Origin of the sequence: Parapedobacter brassicae (genome assembly GCF_051400755.1) — a bacterium.
Classification (GTDB): domain Bacteria; phylum Bacteroidota; class Bacteroidia; order Sphingobacteriales; family Sphingobacteriaceae; genus Parapedobacter.
On sequence record NZ_JBLFFL010000007.1, the window covers coordinates 14,099 to 28,736 of the forward strand.

At 50.9% G+C, this 14,638-nt stretch carries 13 protein-coding genes and 2 tRNA genes; 11 read left to right on the forward strand and 4 right to left on the reverse strand.

Annotation, left to right across the window (positions count from 1 at the left end; all coding sequences use genetic code 11):
• Nucleotides 1-79: 79 nt before the first annotated feature.
• Genes ACMGDE_RS16605 through ACMGDE_RS16625 form a run of 5 tightly spaced genes read left to right on the forward strand, consistent with a single transcriptional unit; the run spans nt 80 to nt 2,771 of the window.
• Complete coding sequence (locus ACMGDE_RS16605) at nt 80-568, forward strand: PaaI family thioesterase (protein WP_436833947.1); 489 nt, start codon at nt 80-82, stop codon at nt 566-568.
• A gap of 12 nt (nt 569-580) precedes the next feature.
• A complete protein-coding gene (locus tag ACMGDE_RS16610; RefSeq protein ID WP_436833948.1) occupies nt 581-1,210 on the forward strand; it encodes an AlbA family DNA-binding domain-containing protein in 630 nt (209 codons plus the stop codon).
• Between the two features lie 29 nt (nt 1,211-1,239).
• Entirely contained in the window at nt 1,240-1,683 is a 444-nt protein-coding gene (locus tag ACMGDE_RS16615; RefSeq protein ID WP_436833949.1) for a transposase, read from the forward strand.
• Between the two features lie 6 nt (nt 1,684-1,689).
• Nucleotides 1,690-2,331, forward strand: coding sequence for an SCO family protein (locus ACMGDE_RS16620; RefSeq protein WP_436833950.1), 642 nt, complete (start codon nt 1,690-1,692; stop codon nt 2,329-2,331).
• Complete coding sequence (locus ACMGDE_RS16625; RefSeq protein WP_436833951.1) at nt 2,331-2,771, forward strand: c-type cytochrome; 441 nt, start codon at nt 2,331-2,333, stop codon at nt 2,769-2,771. Before ACMGDE_RS16620 ends, ACMGDE_RS16625 begins: the two co-directional genes overlap by 1 nt.
• A 5-nt stretch (nt 2,772-2,776) precedes the next feature.
• Here ACMGDE_RS16625 and ACMGDE_RS16630 read toward each other — a convergent pair whose 3' ends face one another.
• Nucleotides 2,777-3,373 (reverse strand): DUF502 domain-containing protein, encoded by a 597-nt coding sequence (locus ACMGDE_RS16630; RefSeq protein ID WP_436833952.1) that lies wholly within the window; start codon nt 3,371-3,373, stop codon nt 2,777-2,779.
• 17 nt (nt 3,374-3,390) lie between these two features.
• Complete coding sequence (locus ACMGDE_RS16635; RefSeq protein WP_436833953.1) at nt 3,391-5,853, reverse strand: bifunctional UDP-N-acetylmuramoyl-tripeptide:D-alanyl-D-alanine ligase/alanine racemase; 2,463 nt, start codon at nt 5,851-5,853, stop codon at nt 3,391-3,393.
• A 56-nt stretch (nt 5,854-5,909) separates the two neighbouring features.
• Here ACMGDE_RS16635 and ACMGDE_RS16640 point away from each other — a divergent pair, with 56 nt between their 5' ends.
• Together ACMGDE_RS16640 and ACMGDE_RS16645 are read left to right on the forward strand one after the other, a co-directional pair.
• Nucleotides 5,910-6,362, forward strand: coding sequence for a regulatory protein RecX (locus tag ACMGDE_RS16640; protein ID WP_436833954.1), 453 nt, complete (start codon nt 5,910-5,912; stop codon nt 6,360-6,362).
• Nucleotides 6,363-6,426: 64 nt separating this feature from the next.
• Nucleotides 6,427-6,502, forward strand: a tRNA-Gly gene (locus ACMGDE_RS16645).
• A 54-nt stretch (nt 6,503-6,556) separates the two neighbouring features.
• On the opposite strand, the gene ACMGDE_RS16650 is transcribed toward ACMGDE_RS16645, so the two are convergent.
• Together ACMGDE_RS16650 and ACMGDE_RS16655 are read right to left on the reverse strand one after the other, a co-directional pair.
• Nucleotides 6,557-8,116 carry a RagB/SusD family nutrient uptake outer membrane protein gene (locus ACMGDE_RS16650; RefSeq protein WP_436833955.1) on the reverse strand — a complete coding sequence of 520 codons (1,560 nt, stop codon included), beginning with the start codon at nt 8,114-8,116 and terminating at the stop codon, nt 6,557-6,559.
• 12 nt (nt 8,117-8,128) lie between these two features.
• A complete protein-coding gene (locus ACMGDE_RS16655) occupies nt 8,129-11,167 on the reverse strand; it encodes a SusC/RagA family TonB-linked outer membrane protein (RefSeq protein ID WP_436833956.1) in 3,039 nt (1,012 codons plus the stop codon).
• Between the two features lie 372 nt (nt 11,168-11,539).
• Here ACMGDE_RS16655 and ACMGDE_RS16660 point away from each other — a divergent pair, with 372 nt between their 5' ends.
• The 4 genes from ACMGDE_RS16660 (at nt 11,540) to ACMGDE_RS16675 (ending at nt 14,611) form a co-directional block, all read left to right on the forward strand.
• Nucleotides 11,540-12,796 (forward strand): aminotransferase class I/II-fold pyridoxal phosphate-dependent enzyme, encoded by a 1,257-nt coding sequence (locus ACMGDE_RS16660; protein ID WP_436833957.1) that lies wholly within the window; start codon nt 11,540-11,542, stop codon nt 12,794-12,796.
• Nucleotides 12,797-12,812: 16 nt separating this feature from the next.
• On the forward strand, nt 12,813-13,520 hold the full coding sequence (locus tag ACMGDE_RS16665) for a TetR/AcrR family transcriptional regulator (RefSeq protein WP_436833958.1): 708 nt from the start codon (nt 12,813-12,815) through the stop codon (nt 13,518-13,520).
• Nucleotides 13,521-13,577: 57 nt separating this feature from the next.
• Nucleotides 13,578-13,663, forward strand: a tRNA-Leu gene (locus ACMGDE_RS16670).
• Nucleotides 13,664-14,035: 372 nt separating this feature from the next.
• Nucleotides 14,036-14,611, forward strand: a complete 576-nt coding sequence (locus tag ACMGDE_RS16675; protein WP_436833959.1) for a GNAT family N-acetyltransferase — start codon at nt 14,036-14,038, stop codon at nt 14,609-14,611.
• Nucleotides 14,612-14,638: the final 27 nt, after the last annotated feature.

The window sequence follows — 14,638 nt, forward strand, 5'->3', positions numbered from 1 at the left end:
CACTAAAATAAAATTTAAATCCAAATACAGCACGCCCTTATTTTTCATCTTTCAAATTTTGTCGCTACCTTAGTGTCGTATGCAGCTTTCCGAGAATGCACTGAAATGGGTGATGCGGCTGTATCCGCCATTTTTCTTCCAGCGGATATGGGTACGTCGCTTCCATAAAGGTTTTATGGGCGCCGAGGTCAAGATTCACCGGAGTATACTCAACCGAAACTACAACGGCTCCATTTTTGGAGGAACGATCTTCGCCGCGGCCGATCCCATTTACGCCCTGTTGTTTGACCAGATTTTCCAGCGGAAAGGATTTGAAACGGTGGTGTGGCTCAAGAGCGCGTCGGTCCAATACCTCAAACCGGGGCGGGCGGCCCTGTTTTTCACCGTTGCCATCGCCGATGCGGAGATCAAGGAGGCCGAAACCTCCCTGACCGACCGGGGCAGGTTCGTGAAGACCTACGCGATCGCGATCACCGATCGACATGGGGAGACCTGTGCGATCATGCAGAATGAGGTATACATCAAGGATGCCCGATACTTCGCGACTAAACAAACAGTAAACACTTAATCAGTATACAACGTGACCATCAAGACATTGATCTCGCATGGAGAAGGTGAGCGGCTCGATTTTAAGAATAAGATCAGCAGTTGCGAGAAAATTGCCAAAACACTGGTTGCTTTTGCCAACAACAAGGGGGGCAAACTACTGGTAGGTGTTGCCGATAATGGCTATATCAAAGGCGTAAAAAACGAAGATGAGGAACGGTATATGCTCCAACGGGCCGGGCACCTCTATTGCCGTCCGGCGATCGACCTACAGTTCAATGAGATATATGTAGATGATAAGCTGGTATTATTGGCGGAGGTGCCTGAAAGCGACACCAAACCGCACTACGCCCTCGACGAGGACCAACGCTGGTGGGTGTATGTGCGGGTAAAAGACCAGAGCATCTTGGCTGGCAAAGTGGTGGTCGATGTACTGCATCGGGCAAGTCAGCCAAATGGTGTGCTGATCAGCTATACCGATAAAGAGAAGGAGCTGCTAGCATACATGCATACCCACCCCAAGCCGCGGCTGCCCGAACTTTGCAAGCATCTCAAGCTTTCCAAACGCAAAACCCAGCGGATCCTGGTCAACCTGATTGTCGCCGGGATCATCGAAGTGCATAGTGGCGATCACGAAGAATATTATACCGAGAAAACGACCTAAATACCCATAGTTTCGCTATCTTTGCCTATATGAAGAAGATCATGTTTCTGGCCGCCGCGTCGTTTCTGGCGTTGCATGCATGCAATAGCGGCAATGGGGATGTCGAAGAAATTGAGCAATTGCGCAATGAAGCGGTAGCCATCCATGACGAAATTATGCCGCAGATCAGCGCGTTTGATCGCAATACGCTAAAAATTGATTCGCTATTGGCCGACCTGCCCCGATTGCACGCCGCTCACCCAGACCTGGATACTGCCCATACCCGCCAGGAACTCAGTGCGCTGAAGACCCGGCTGGAGCTGGCGACCGACTCCATGATGAACTGGATGACGGCGTTCGACGTGGACCCCCAGGATAAATCAACCGCAGAAATCAAGGCCTATTATGAGCAAGAGGTCAAAAAAGTGAAGGGGATGCAGGAGCTGTTCAATGCCGTGTCTAAAGAAAGTACGGACCGATTGGCCCAATTCTGATCGATCATGCGTATTTTATCTTTTTTTATTGCCGGCAGTTGTTTTCTCGGGCTCTTTGGATGCAATCCGAAATCGGGTTCAACACTCCCCATATTGGGTTCGCGGGAACCCGTGACGAAGGTCGTCGACGGTAAGACCATTACCGACACGGTATACCAACGCATCCCGGATTTTCAATTGCTCAATCAGGATAGTGTGCTGATCACCAACGACATGTTTGGCAACGGCGTGTATATCGCCAACTTTTTCTTCACCCACTGCCCCAGCATCTGCCCAACGATGCAACGCAACCTATTCAAGGTTTATGAACAGTATAAGGACGACGAACGGGTGCGGTTTCTGTCGCACAGCATCGATTTCCGCCACGACTCCCCCTCGGTGCTGAAGGCCTACGCGACGAAGCTGGGTGTCACGGATGACCGTTGGCAGTTCGTCACCGGCAGCAAAGCGGAGATATATGGCCTTTCGGATAGCTACATGGTGTATACCAAGGAAGACAGCAACGTGCCCGGCGGCTATGACCATTCGGGCTACTTCTTGCTGATCGATAAAGACCGCCACATCCGGGGGGCATATGACGGCACGAACGATGCCCAGCTCGCGTTGCTGCGCGACGACCTTGAGACCCTGCTGAAGGAATATGACTGATGCGAAACACCTGTTTGACCGCCTGCGCGTTGCTGGGGATATACCTATCCGTTTATTCCTGCCAGGGTGAACAAGCCATCCGGACGGCACAATATGCGATAAATGGACGAAACCTATATGTTGCCCATTGTCAAAACTGCCATGGCGCCGAGGGGGAAGGATTAGGTGCCTTATACCCGCCCCTAACCGACCGTGTTTTTTTGGTCAGTCAGCGCGATAAGCTCGCTTGCATCATCAAAAATGGGTTGTCTGGTCCCGTTGAAATTAATGGGCAGGCCTTTGATACCGACATGCCCCCTAACCCACAGCTGGCCCCCGTAGAAATTGCCTACTTGCTCACCTATATCGGCAACACCTTCGGCAACGAAATGGGCATCTTTACGCTTGAAGAAGTACAACAGTCGCTCACGGCATGCCGGTCAACCGCGGCGGAAGAATAGGAAGCTTATTCCAACCCACTCACCCCTCCGGAGACCACCAGTTTCATCGCATCGGTTGCACTCATGTGGAGCGGGGTTACCCGTTCGGCCTTGACGATAACCACCTGACCGGCAAAGGAATAAGAGTAGGGAAAATAAACAACCACTTCACCTTGTAACCCGATCTTGCCGAGGTCGCGCTGCGTGAGGAAACCGACTTTCTTGAGCCCCGTCTCATTCACCTCTACCAGTACCGGCTCGTTGAACTTCTTGGCGTCTCCTACGAATGCTTCGGTGAAATCTTTGATGGACGAATACAGGGTACTAAACAGCGGAATACGGTTGATCAGGCTATTGAACCAATTGTATATGGGCTCCGTCACCACATTGGTAAAGATCATCCCAACGATGACCAGCACCACGATGACGGTGAGGATCCCTAACCCGGGCACATAGAGTGGCCTACCGGTCTCGTCTTCCCAAAACCAACTACTGAGGTTAAGCGCCGAATCGATACTCGCGACGATCCACACCATCAAAAATAGCGCACCCGCCAACGGCAATACCACCAAGGTGCCCTTGATCAGGTAGTTAAAAAATAATCGTATTGTTCTATGTTTCATATCGTGCCTTTTGTTACCTACCCATAATAATATACCCGTTTAACCCGATGGGATATGCCGGTCAGCAGCTCGTACGGAATGGTACCGATGGCGCCGGCTAACCGGTTTATATCGCCGAAAACGATGACCTCGTCTCCCTCCCCGGCGTCCACACCGGTGATGTCCAACATGGTCATGTCCATGCAGATATCCCCCACGGTGTGAACGGAAACATCCCGTACCGTCATTTGTCCCACGCCATTTCCGAATCGCCTGTCGTAGCCATCTGCATAGCCGATGTTTACCGTTGCGATCGTGGCATCCGCCGCCAGCCTACCCTTCCGTCCGTAGCCGACACTTTCTCCAGCCGCTATCCGGTGTATCTGCGTGATGACCGTCTTCAACACGGTGGTTTGCTGCAGCCTCAAGCCGTTGCCTGCATCATTGCCGAATCCATATAAACCGATGCCCAACCGCACCATGTCCAACCGGGCGGCCGGCCACCGCTGAATGCCCGCCGTGTTGGCGATGTGCCGAATGACCGGATACCCCAGCGCATCCGAAAGCCGATCGGCAAACTGCGTGAACGCTTTCAGCTGCTGTTCGGTAAAGGCATCCTGTTCGGCATCTCCGGCAGCAGCCAGATGCGAAAAGATCGACTGAACTTTTACATCAGCTGTGTGCGCTAATTCACTTGACAGCAACTCAATATCTCCCACATCGAACCCCAAACGATGCATACCGGTATCGACTTTGATGTGGATGGGGTAATGGGACAACTGCCGGCTGCTTAACTCGCGCAGCAACCCTCGGAGCACCGCGAAACTATATATCTCCGGCTCCAGCTTGTACGCCAGCAGCACCCCGAACGAAGCGGGACTTGGGCTCATCACCATAATGGGCAACTGGATTCCTGCTTTCCGCAGCTCCACGCCTTCATCAACATAAGCTACTGCGAGGTAATCGACCTTATTGAATTGAAGCATGTTTGCCACTTCAAAACTACCGCTGCCGTAGGAGAAGGCCTTGACCATGGCCATTACCTTTACGTCAGCCGATAGCAATGATTTAAATTGATTGAGATTATGTTCAACCGCACTCAAGTTGACTTCGAGCACCGTATCGTGCAACTTGGCGGTGAGCACCCGGCTGATGCGTTCGAAGGTGTATTTCCGCGCTCCTTTCAGAAGGATGGCCTCGTCATGAAAATCCAACCCGGGCAATGCGGCGAGAAACGATTCGGTATCTGCAAATGCCCGATGCGCTACAAAAGCAAAGGTGTCGCCTTGCTTCATTAACCCGGGACCAATGGTTATTAGTTTATTAATTGCTTTATCTGACAGCAATTTAGCTACCATTTGATAAACTTCAGCTTCACTACCGTCGGCACCGGGGATGTCGGACAATACCAACGTCCGAACGGGGTGCTGTTGCTGCTGTTGCAAAAAGTCAAGTGCGATGGCGAGCGAGGACAGGTCATTGCTATAGCTATCATCAATGACCGTGCAGCCATTGATCCCTTTTTTCATTTCCAGCCGCATTTCCACCGTGGGCAAGTGCTGCATCCGCGCCGCGATCACCGCCTGCCGGTACCCCATGGCCAATAGGACGGCCCAGCAGCAGGTCGCGTTTTCCCGTGCGGCGGCATCTACAAAAGGGATGACAATGGACAGGTTTTCCCCTTGATAAACGGCGTGGATCCGGCATTGGGAACCGTCGAGCAGCTCGTGCCCCGTTAGTTGGAGCACCGCATCCTGCTCTCCCCAGGTAAACGATCTGCCTACTTCGGGGACGCTGATCCCCTGCACGTATCGGGTCGCGTATACGGCCTGTTTGGCCCCTTGAAACAGCTGAAGCTTCTCCCTGATCTTTTCCTCCCGTGAGGCAAACCCCTCATCGTGCGCCGGTCCGATGGTCGTCAGCACGGCGATGTCCGGACGGATCATGTCATGCAGTGCCTGCATCTCCCCGGGTTGGCTGATCCCCGCTTCAATGATGGCGAGGTCGTCATCGGCACTGAGCTGCCACAGCGACAGGGCCACCCCGATTTGCGAGTTATAGCTTTTGGGACTCCGAACGACGCGGTATTCCGGCGATAGCAGCTGCGTGAGCCACTCCTTGACGATGGTTTTGCCATTGCTGCCCGTAATGGCGATGACCGGATAGGTAAATCGGTTCCGGTGATGCGCGGCCAATCGCTGCAGGGCTTCGCGTGTATCCCGTACCACGATGACGTTGGCATCGGTAAACGGAAGGGCACCGACCTTTCCATCGGCCACCACAAAATTGCGCACACCTGCCGCATAGGCCTCCTGGAGGTAGTGATGCCCATCACGCCGTCCAGCCAAGGCGAAGAACAACCCATGCGCAGCGTCGACCAGCTTACGGCTATCATACAGCAAGGCACGCACCTCCGCCGCCTCATCTACGATGGAAACTGCCAATGCAGGAATCATCTCCGCAAGGTCACGGATGGTGTAAAACTGCCGAAATGCCGCCATGCCACGAATTTCAACATTTTTTGGGTACTGCAAGAATTTTTTAGCATTTTGGCTTGATGGATGCTTCTTATAAATCCAAAGCAGAAGCCTATTGTGCCTACCAGGAGCGGTCGCAGCAGGAAGTGCGGGATAAGCTGTATGGGTGGGGACTGCATCAGGCGGCTGTCGAGCAGCTGATCGCTGAATTGATCGATGCGAATTTTCTGAACGAAGAGCGCTTTGCCTTGGCGTATGCCTCGGGCAAATTCCGGATGAAAGGCTGGGGAAGGCAAAAAATCAAACAAGGTCTGATGCAGAAATCCGTTTCGGCTCCGCTCATCAAGATCGCACTGGCCAGCCTGGACGACCGGGAATACCGCGCAAAGCTATATGGCCTCTTGCAGGCAAAAGGGCGGCAAGAAAAGGAAACGCATCCCTACAAGCGGAAAAATAAGTTGCTACGGTATGCCCTGAGCAAGGGCTACGATAGCGAATTAGCCCTTGAACTCTTGAGCGACAATGAATTGTGACTTTTTTCAAAAAAGTGTTGACACAAGCCAAAAACTCCCCTATATTTGCATCCACAAACAGCAAGCGAAAGTAGCTCAGTTGGTAGAGCGCAACCTTGCCAAGGTTGAGGTCGCGAGTTCGAACCTCGTCTTTCGCTCCAAACAAAAAAACCCACTTGTCATAACAGGTGGGTTTTTTGTTTTACCGGCGGGATTTACCAATTCGCATTATTCGGTTCCAGCGCCGGGTTTTCCTGTATTTCATATGCCGGTACCGGCCACAGATAATCGCGCTCCTTGTTGAACTTCCGGACCAGCTTCTGGGTATGGTCATGCTTGTAGATTGGGCCATTCATGACCGTCTCGGCGATACGCCATCTGAGGATATCCATGTAATAATAGCCTTCTCCGGCGAATTCGATCCTTCTTTCGTGGCGGATCACCTCACGCATCCGGCTTTGATCGCCCATGGCCACAAAATTGGCTGCGTCTGCCGGATTCGTATGCTGGATAGCAGGCATGTTTACATTCGCCCGGCCGCGGACAGCGTTGATGGCCTCATAAACACCTTCATCGATCTGGTTGAGTTCGGTTTTAGCCTCGGCATACATCAACAGCACATCGGCGTACCGCAGGACAATGTAATTGATATCCGACTGATTGCTGTTTTTGATCACCGCATTGTAGGCATTATCCTCATCGTAAATACTGTATTTCTTGAATGTGTACCCCGTTTGGGCAAACGTGGTGTTGGTCACCGTGGCTCCCCGATAGGTCGATCCCGGCCACACGAGGGTCATGCGGAAGCGCGGGTCGCGGTTTTCCCAATACGCTTGTTCATCATACCTGGGCGACGCCTGGATATCCGAGCCGTCGTCCATCAGATAGGCGTCGATCAGGTCGCGCAACGGAGCGCTGGTATCATACTGGCGGCGGATCAGATCAAACGAATGGCAATAATTTGGAAAGAGATACTGCACATCGAAGATCACCTCGCTATTGTTCTCATTTTCGGGCATGAATAACCCCCGGTAATCCGGGAATATGCTGTATTTGTTCAGATCAATCACTTGCTGTGCCGCGGCTGCCGCCTCGGCATACTGGCCATGATACAGGTATTGCCGGGCTTTCAGTGCATAACAGGCTCCCTTGGTAGCCCTGCCCGTCTGTGTAGCGTCCACATCCAGCACCGCTGCTGCTTCATCCAAGTCGGTGATGATCTGCGCAAAAAGCTGATCCTTCGGTGTCCGGGGAAGGGTGTTATGCGTCGCTGCGGGAGGTTCAAGGATCAACGGTGCATCGCCGTAATAGTTGACGAGCATGCTGTAGAAAAGTGCCCGCAAGAATTTGGCTTCTGCAATACCCCGGTTTTTCTTCGCTTCGTCCATCGGAATGGACTGTACCTTTGCCAGATAGGTGTTGCACCGGCCGATACCCTCGTAGGCGTGTGCCCAACGGTTGTTAATAATCCCGCTGTTTGAGCCATCATGGATGCCCTCCGCGATACGGAAAAATCCGGATGCGCTGTTATAATCCGTTGCATTTGGGGTAGCCGTTTCCTCCCAAAGCGGGGTAGCCCAGTTTCCGCCGCCATAAATACCCTCGCGGCGCAGGGTGGTATAGCAGGCCGTGAGACCGGCATCTGCCTGCGTTTCGGTCTGCCAAAAAGTATCTTCGGTGTATTTATCTTCTGGATAGGTATCCAGCAGGCTTTCGCATCCGGCCAAAGAGGCGATGCAAACAGCTGCTATCAATAACGTATAATGGTATTTCATGTTCGTTAATTTTTATAAGGTGACGTTGATCCCTGCGGAAAAGGTTCTTACCTGAGGGTATGTAAAAATATTATCCTGCGTCAGGTTTTTTTCGGGATCCCAGTTCTTCATTTTGGTAAACGTGAGCAGGTTCTGTGCGTTGACGAATAGTTTCAGATCTTTCAATGCGATCTTCTGTACAATGGCTGACGGGAATGTATAACCCAACTGCAGGTTTTTCAATCGCAGGTAGGAGGCGTTTTGCAGCCAGAACGTAGAGTTTTCGAAATTGAGCGTATTCCCAGTACTGGTGGTCAGGATCGGCAACCGCGCATCGGGGTTTTCCGGTGTCCAGGCGTCCGTTTCCCACTCTTTGGTCACGCCAGCTCCATTGTAATACGGATAGCTGACATTGTGTTGGGGATAGGTGAACACCTTACCCACACCCTGGAAAAACGCGTTCAACTGGAATCCCTTATACCCGACACCGAGATGGAAGGAATAGGTGTATTCCGGAACCACACCGGCAAAGATCTTCCGGTCCTTTGCATCGATGACATCATCGCCATTCTGATCCTTGTATTTCAGGAAACCCGCTTTGGTGGCCGCGTTTTGGAAGGCGTGGCTGGCCACTTCCTCATCCGATTGGAAGATCCCCTCCGCCTCATAAATGTAATATGACTGCACGGGATAACCCTCTGCCGTGATGTAGCGCCCCGAGATGATCTCCTGACCATTCAGGTTGGTCACTTCATTTTTATTGTATGCCAAACTGCCTTCGATTTCATACGACACCTGGCCTTGTTGGTCCTGGTAATTCAGCAACACCTCTATGCCCCTGTTGCGCATAGCACCGACGTTGGTGGTCGGGCCGGTCAGGTCGCCCACTTGGGAAGCGTAGTTTACCGGGCGTAGGATCCCATCGGTTACTTTATTATACAGCTCGACCGTCGTATTCAACCTTCCGTTGAATGTCATGAAGTCGAGCCCGAGGTTGGTCATCGTTGTGGTTTCCCAGCTGAGGTTCGGGTCGGCCGCAGCGGTAGTGGCCGCACCGATGGCCTCTACGGTACCGAACGAATAGTTTTGATTCAACCCGACAGCATTAATATAGCTCCAGAGCGCAATTTCTTGGTTGCCGATCTTACCCCACGAAAAACGGGGTTTCAGGCCGGTGATCCAGTCGACGTCTTCCATGAAATTTTCCTGATCTATCCGCCAACCGAGGGAAAAGGACGGGAACAACCCCCAGCGATGTCCCCTGGCAAAGCGGGAGGATCCATCGCTGCGGAAATTGACCTCCACCAGGTATTTCTCATCGAAGTTATAATTCAGCCGCCCGAAATAAGACAGGATGGCCGACTTAGTACTGTTTCCGGCCACGGTGGGGTTCGTGAGGAATACATCCAGGTCCGTCAGTTCATTATCCATGGAACCTTGTTTCTGTGCGTTGAAATATTCCCAGGAGAAGGTTTCGATGCTATTACCCAGTAATACGGACACGGTATGCTTATCCGCGAACTGCTTATTCCAGTCAAGGGTATGGAAGCCGGTCAGGTTGATCTCCTTCTCATACCGCCGATACCCTTGGGTGGTATTGGAGATAATGACCGGAACGAGCGTCTTGGGGTTTACGTTTTCCAAATAAGGCTGGAATACATGTTGCACATAATCATACGTATTGGCCGCCACATTGGCGCGATAGGTAATGCCGAGCGGCAGTTTCAGATCGGCAAAGACGTTGCTGAGGATGCGGGTCCGCACGTAGTCGCGACTGCCCTCTTTAAGCCTCGATAAGGTATTGGCCCAGGCATTCAATCCGGTGGAGCGCAGCCACGTGTTGCCGTACCGGCCATCTTCGATCAGGACCGGAAAAATGGGGACCGTGCGGAAGATGGCCTGCTCCCAGTAACTGTTTGTCGTGATCTGCGGCTCATCGAACTTCCGGTAGACCCCTGATATTTTAGCACCGATAGAGAGGAAATCCGTCACATCCACCCTGCCGTTCAATCCCATGGAATATTTGTTGGCTTTTGATTTGCCGTATTTCAGGATGCCGTCTTGGTTCAACGCCCCAAGGGTAATCGCCAGGTTATGCTTATCGCCCCCTCCGGACACGGTGACATTGTGCTCATGCATGAAGCCGGTTTTCAGGGCGATGTCATAGGGATTGGTGCGCGGATATAGATAACCATTGGGATCACCGGCCATGCCCTGTTCGTATTCCGCTATTTCCGCCTCGGTATACTCCGGTGCCTTGCCCTCATTGCCGAGTGCTATGTTTTTATATTTCATGAAGTTAATGGGATCCCACTCGACATCGGGGAGCTTAATAATGTCTTCTGCTCCGAAATAGTTATTATAGCTGACGCGGTAACCCTCGCCCCGCTTACCAGCCTTGGTGGTGATCAGAATAACACCGTTGGCCGCCCGCGAACCGTAAACGGCGGTTGACGCCGCATCCTTCAGCACGGATATGCTTTCGATCTCATTCGGGTTGATATCCAATAAAGGATATGAAATACCGTCGATCAGTACCAAGGGATCGTTGTTATTTAAGGTACCCACTCCGCGTATCCGGATCGTGGCCTGGTCATTGCCGGGCTGTGCCGTGTTTTGATTGACATGCAACCCATTCAGTCCCTGCAGGGCCTGGGAGGAGGTCGTGATCGGGCGGTTGGCCAATTTCTTTTGGTCAGCAACCGTCACCGCGCCCGTGAGGTTGACTTTTTTCTGCGTTCCATAACCAATGACTACCAGTTCATCAAGCAGCTCACTATCGGCCGATAAGGTGACGTCTACCACCGAACGGGTTCCGACGGCCTCTTCCCGTGTGGTCGCCCCCACAGATGTGAATACCAGCACGGCCTGTTCTCCGGAAACCTGAATGGCATAATGCCCCTCCGCGTCCGTCTGTACGGATACTGATGTTCCCTTGACCGTAATGGTGACACCGGACAACGCTGTCCCGTCACCGCTGTCGGTCACGCGGCCCTGGATGGTTCTTGTCTGCGCGTGGGATACCGAAACCCATAGCAACATCCCCATCACGTTCAACAGGAAAGTTTTCATGCAAATTTTCAAATTCATATAAGTAAAAGGTTTAAACAAGCGTCAAATATACGCAGTGCGGCGAAATTAGATTGGCCGTGTTACGCACAGATTAATTTTTTTTAATCAAATCATGAAAGTCCCTTCATCTCCCCCATCGAGCGGCAAATTTGGACCGGTAAAGCGCCACTATTTAAAAAATTTGATAATTTTATTTATGTCACCACTTGGAACCAATTCGGTAGTTACCTTTACCTGCGAGTAATTCAAGAGCCTACCACATCTACCTATGAAGGAGGGTGCCCCGTAAGGGGCATTTTCCTTTAAAATACTTATGTCACCACTTTAAACCTTTTTTGTCCCTATCTTTTCCGCAAAAAATTAACAAAAGTTATGGCAATTGATTTCAACCAAGCAACCTTTAAGGATTTCGAAAACATTCCAGGAATGGAAATCAATGAACGGTCGCTGATATTCAGTCAGTTTCTAAAATTCATGGAACACAACGGTCACATGAATTACCGTTTGCTCAACTCCTCCGGCTGCGCGCCGGAAATGTCTGTTAAGCTGCCGAATGCAGAAAAAAGCAGCACATTTATTAGTCTGGTATCTAATGACTACTTAGGGTTCACCCAGCACCCAAAGGTAAAAGCCGCGGCCATTGCAGGTATTGAACGTTTTGGGACCGGAGCTGGCGCTTCTCCATTGATCGGTGGCCATTTTGAATACCATGAACTGTTAGAACAGAAAATCGCTGCTTTTTTTGGACGATCGGCAGACTGTTCTGCCATTTTCACGACCGGCTACACTGCAAACAGCGCTTCCCTGTTGAGCTTACTGCAAAAGGAAGACATCGCTATCGTAGACATGGCAATCCACGCATCGGTACATGAAGGATGTATACTGACCACCAAAAAGACCTTTCTGCACAACGACGTGGAATCGTTGGAACGTATCCTGAAACATTCAAAAGATCAATACCGTACCAAGATGGTGATCGTTGACGGCATTTATTCGCAAGATGGCGACCTGGCCCCGCTACGGGAAATCGTATACCTGACGAAAAAGTATGGTGCCTACCTCATGGTCGATGATGCGCATGGGATCGGCGTATTGGGCAAGACAGGCCGGGGGGCACTGGAAATGTTGGACCTATTGAACGATGTTGACTTCATAACGGGCACATTCAGCAAAGCGTTTGCCAGTATCGGTGGGTTCGTGATCGCAGATCCTGAGCATATCCGGTTCCTCAAATTTCAATCGAGGCAGCAGATATTTTCGGCGACCTCCGCCCCTTCTACGCTGGGCATTATCAAGGCCATTGACCTGATTGATGAAGAACCTTGGTGGCGGGCCAGGCTCCAGGAGAATGCCGAATACCTAAAAAAGGGGTTGCTCGAAATCGGCTTATCCATCGGCACGACCGCCTCAGCCATCATTCCGGTCAAAATAGGCGACCCGCATAAAACGGGGGACGCCGGCCGCATGCTGCTGGAGCATGGCGTCTACGCAAACCCCATATTGTATCCGGCGGTTGCCAAGAAAGATGCGCGTATACGGATGAGTTTATCGGCTACGCATACCGAAGCACAATTGGATATCGTACTCGATGCTTTTGAGTACATTAGCAAAAAACTACAGCTCGTATGAATTAAAACAACTAGTAATGGCAAGAAAAATACCAGAGGGGGAATTTCGGAATAAAGAGCGCACCAAACAAAAGCTGATCGAAACGGTGGGTGAAGTAATACGCACCGAGGGTTATTCCAAATTAGGCGTTAATAACATCGCTAACAAAGCGGGCGTAAGCAAAAAACTCATTTACCGCTATTTCACCACGGTAGATAACCTGATTGAGACCTATATCAAACAGAAAGATTATTGGGTCACGTTGAACTCGGAAGTCGGCGAATTGATGACGGAGAATAAGCATAACCACGGTAAAGCGCTGGCAGGCTCATTCCTTGAAAACCTATTCAATCACCTGCAGACACTGCCGGAAACACAGAAGATCATCCTTTGGGAGATCTCCGAAAAGAGCAAGCTTATGCGAGAGGTGAGCCTCATACGGGAAGCACTCGGATCAAACCTTTTTAAAATTACCGACCCGGAGTTTACGAATACAGACATCGATATCAGGGCGGTTTATGCGCTGCTGATCGGCGGGATTTATTACCTTAATCTGCACGCCAACGGCACGGGCGGCACCTTCTGTGAAATCGACATCAAAACGGCGGAGGGAAGGGAACGCATCATCAAGGGACTGAAAACAATAATCAATCTGTGCTACCAGGAGGCGGACAAACAAAATGAAGTGCCGCGCAACATACAGGCAAGGAAACGAAGCGTACAACGGAAGGGCGAATTTCAATAAATCAAAAAAATCCCTTTGCTTATACGCAAAACACGCTATCTTTGCGGACATTCGGTTGCCTAGGTGGTGGAACTGGTAGACACGCAGGACTTAAAATCCTGTTCGCCCTAAAGCGAGTGCGGGTTCGATTCCCGCCCTAGGTACAAATTTTAAAAGGCCGCTTTAACCAGCGGCCTTTTCTATCACCATTACCCAATCGCCGTAATGCCTTCATTCCTGCGGTTACCTTTAATCCTCTTCTTCATTTTCAATGGCGATAATATAAATTCGCAGCAAAGCATCTTCAAAGCAGAAAATTTATCATGTCCTAAATACCCCGCAAGAAAGTCCATTAGCCCCCCCTTTAAAATACCGGATAGACACTATTTTCACCAAATAAAATTGGCGAATATGGAAAATCTGATTTTTCACGTTTCGTTCTTGAAACATACGCTGACGATTTACAGCAATAGTTTATAAAAATAGCCCGGCAGATCTACCGGCAATGGCTTGTTCACAACGAAAATGAATACGATATGACAATAAAAATCGCTCAGGCATCGGATGAAGGCGGCGCCATCGATGCATTAACATTGGCATTCAGCATTGATCCGATGGTCCGATGGTCTCTTCCGGACCCTGCAAAATATTTAGCAACGTTTCCTTCGATAGCAAGGGCTTTCGGCGGAAGTGCGTTCCAGAGGGGTACAGCCTATATTGCCGATGGTTTCGCAGGCGTTGCCTTGTGGTTGCCACCCGGCATCGAATCTGATGGGGAATCGCTGATGAGGCTGTTCAATGAAAACGTTGGCGACGATGTAAAGGAAGATCTGCCAGCAATTTTTGAGCAGATGGAAAAATTTCACCCCACCGAACGGCACTGGTATTTGCCGATGATAGGTGTCGACCCGGCGTATCAGGGTGCAGGCGTAGGCACCGCATTGATGGCTGAAGCGCTAAAAGCCGTTGATCGTGATGGATTAATTGCGTATCTCGAATCTTCGAACCCTAAGAATATTTCGTTATATGAGCGTCACGGTTTCGAGGTTATTGGCGAGATTCAATCGGGCGGTTCGCCTGTTTTACGCCCCATGCTACGAAGAGCACGATAAATGATTGGATGATTTATTCAATGCGTA

What these genes read in the sequence shown, in the direction of transcription:
- ACMGDE_RS16630 (WP_436833952.1), bottom strand. Translation starts at nt 3,373, where the DNA reads ATGAAACATAGAACAATACGATTATTTTTTAACTACCTGATCAAGGGC.
- ACMGDE_RS16660 (WP_436833957.1), top strand. Translation starts at nt 11,540, where the DNA reads ATGGCAATTGATTTCAACCAAGCAACCTTTAAGGATTTCGAAAACATT.
- ACMGDE_RS16640 (WP_436833954.1), top strand. Translation starts at nt 5,910, where the DNA reads ATGGATGCTTCTTATAAATCCAAAGCAGAAGCCTATTGTGCCTACCAG.
- ACMGDE_RS16625 (WP_436833951.1), top strand. Translation starts at nt 2,331, where the DNA reads ATGCGAAACACCTGTTTGACCGCCTGCGCGTTGCTGGGGATATACCTA.
- ACMGDE_RS16635 (WP_436833953.1), bottom strand. Translation starts at nt 5,853, where the DNA reads ATGGCGGCATTTCGGCAGTTTTACACCATCCGTGACCTTGCGGAGATG.
- ACMGDE_RS16655 (WP_436833956.1), bottom strand. Translation starts at nt 11,167, where the DNA reads ATGAAAACTTTCCTGTTGAACGTGATGGGGATGTTGCTATGGGTTTCG.
- ACMGDE_RS16620 (WP_436833950.1), top strand. Translation starts at nt 1,690, where the DNA reads ATGCGTATTTTATCTTTTTTTATTGCCGGCAGTTGTTTTCTCGGGCTC.
- ACMGDE_RS16650 (WP_436833955.1), bottom strand. Translation starts at nt 8,116, where the DNA reads ATGAAATACCATTATACGTTATTGATAGCAGCTGTTTGCATCGCCTCT.
- ACMGDE_RS16605 (WP_436833947.1), top strand. Translation starts at nt 80, where the DNA reads ATGCAGCTTTCCGAGAATGCACTGAAATGGGTGATGCGGCTGTATCCG.
- ACMGDE_RS16665 (WP_436833958.1), top strand. Translation starts at nt 12,813, where the DNA reads ATGGCAAGAAAAATACCAGAGGGGGAATTTCGGAATAAAGAGCGCACC.
- ACMGDE_RS16675 (WP_436833959.1), top strand. Translation starts at nt 14,036, where the DNA reads ATGACAATAAAAATCGCTCAGGCATCGGATGAAGGCGGCGCCATCGAT.
- ACMGDE_RS16615 (WP_436833949.1), top strand. Translation starts at nt 1,240, where the DNA reads ATGAAGAAGATCATGTTTCTGGCCGCCGCGTCGTTTCTGGCGTTGCAT.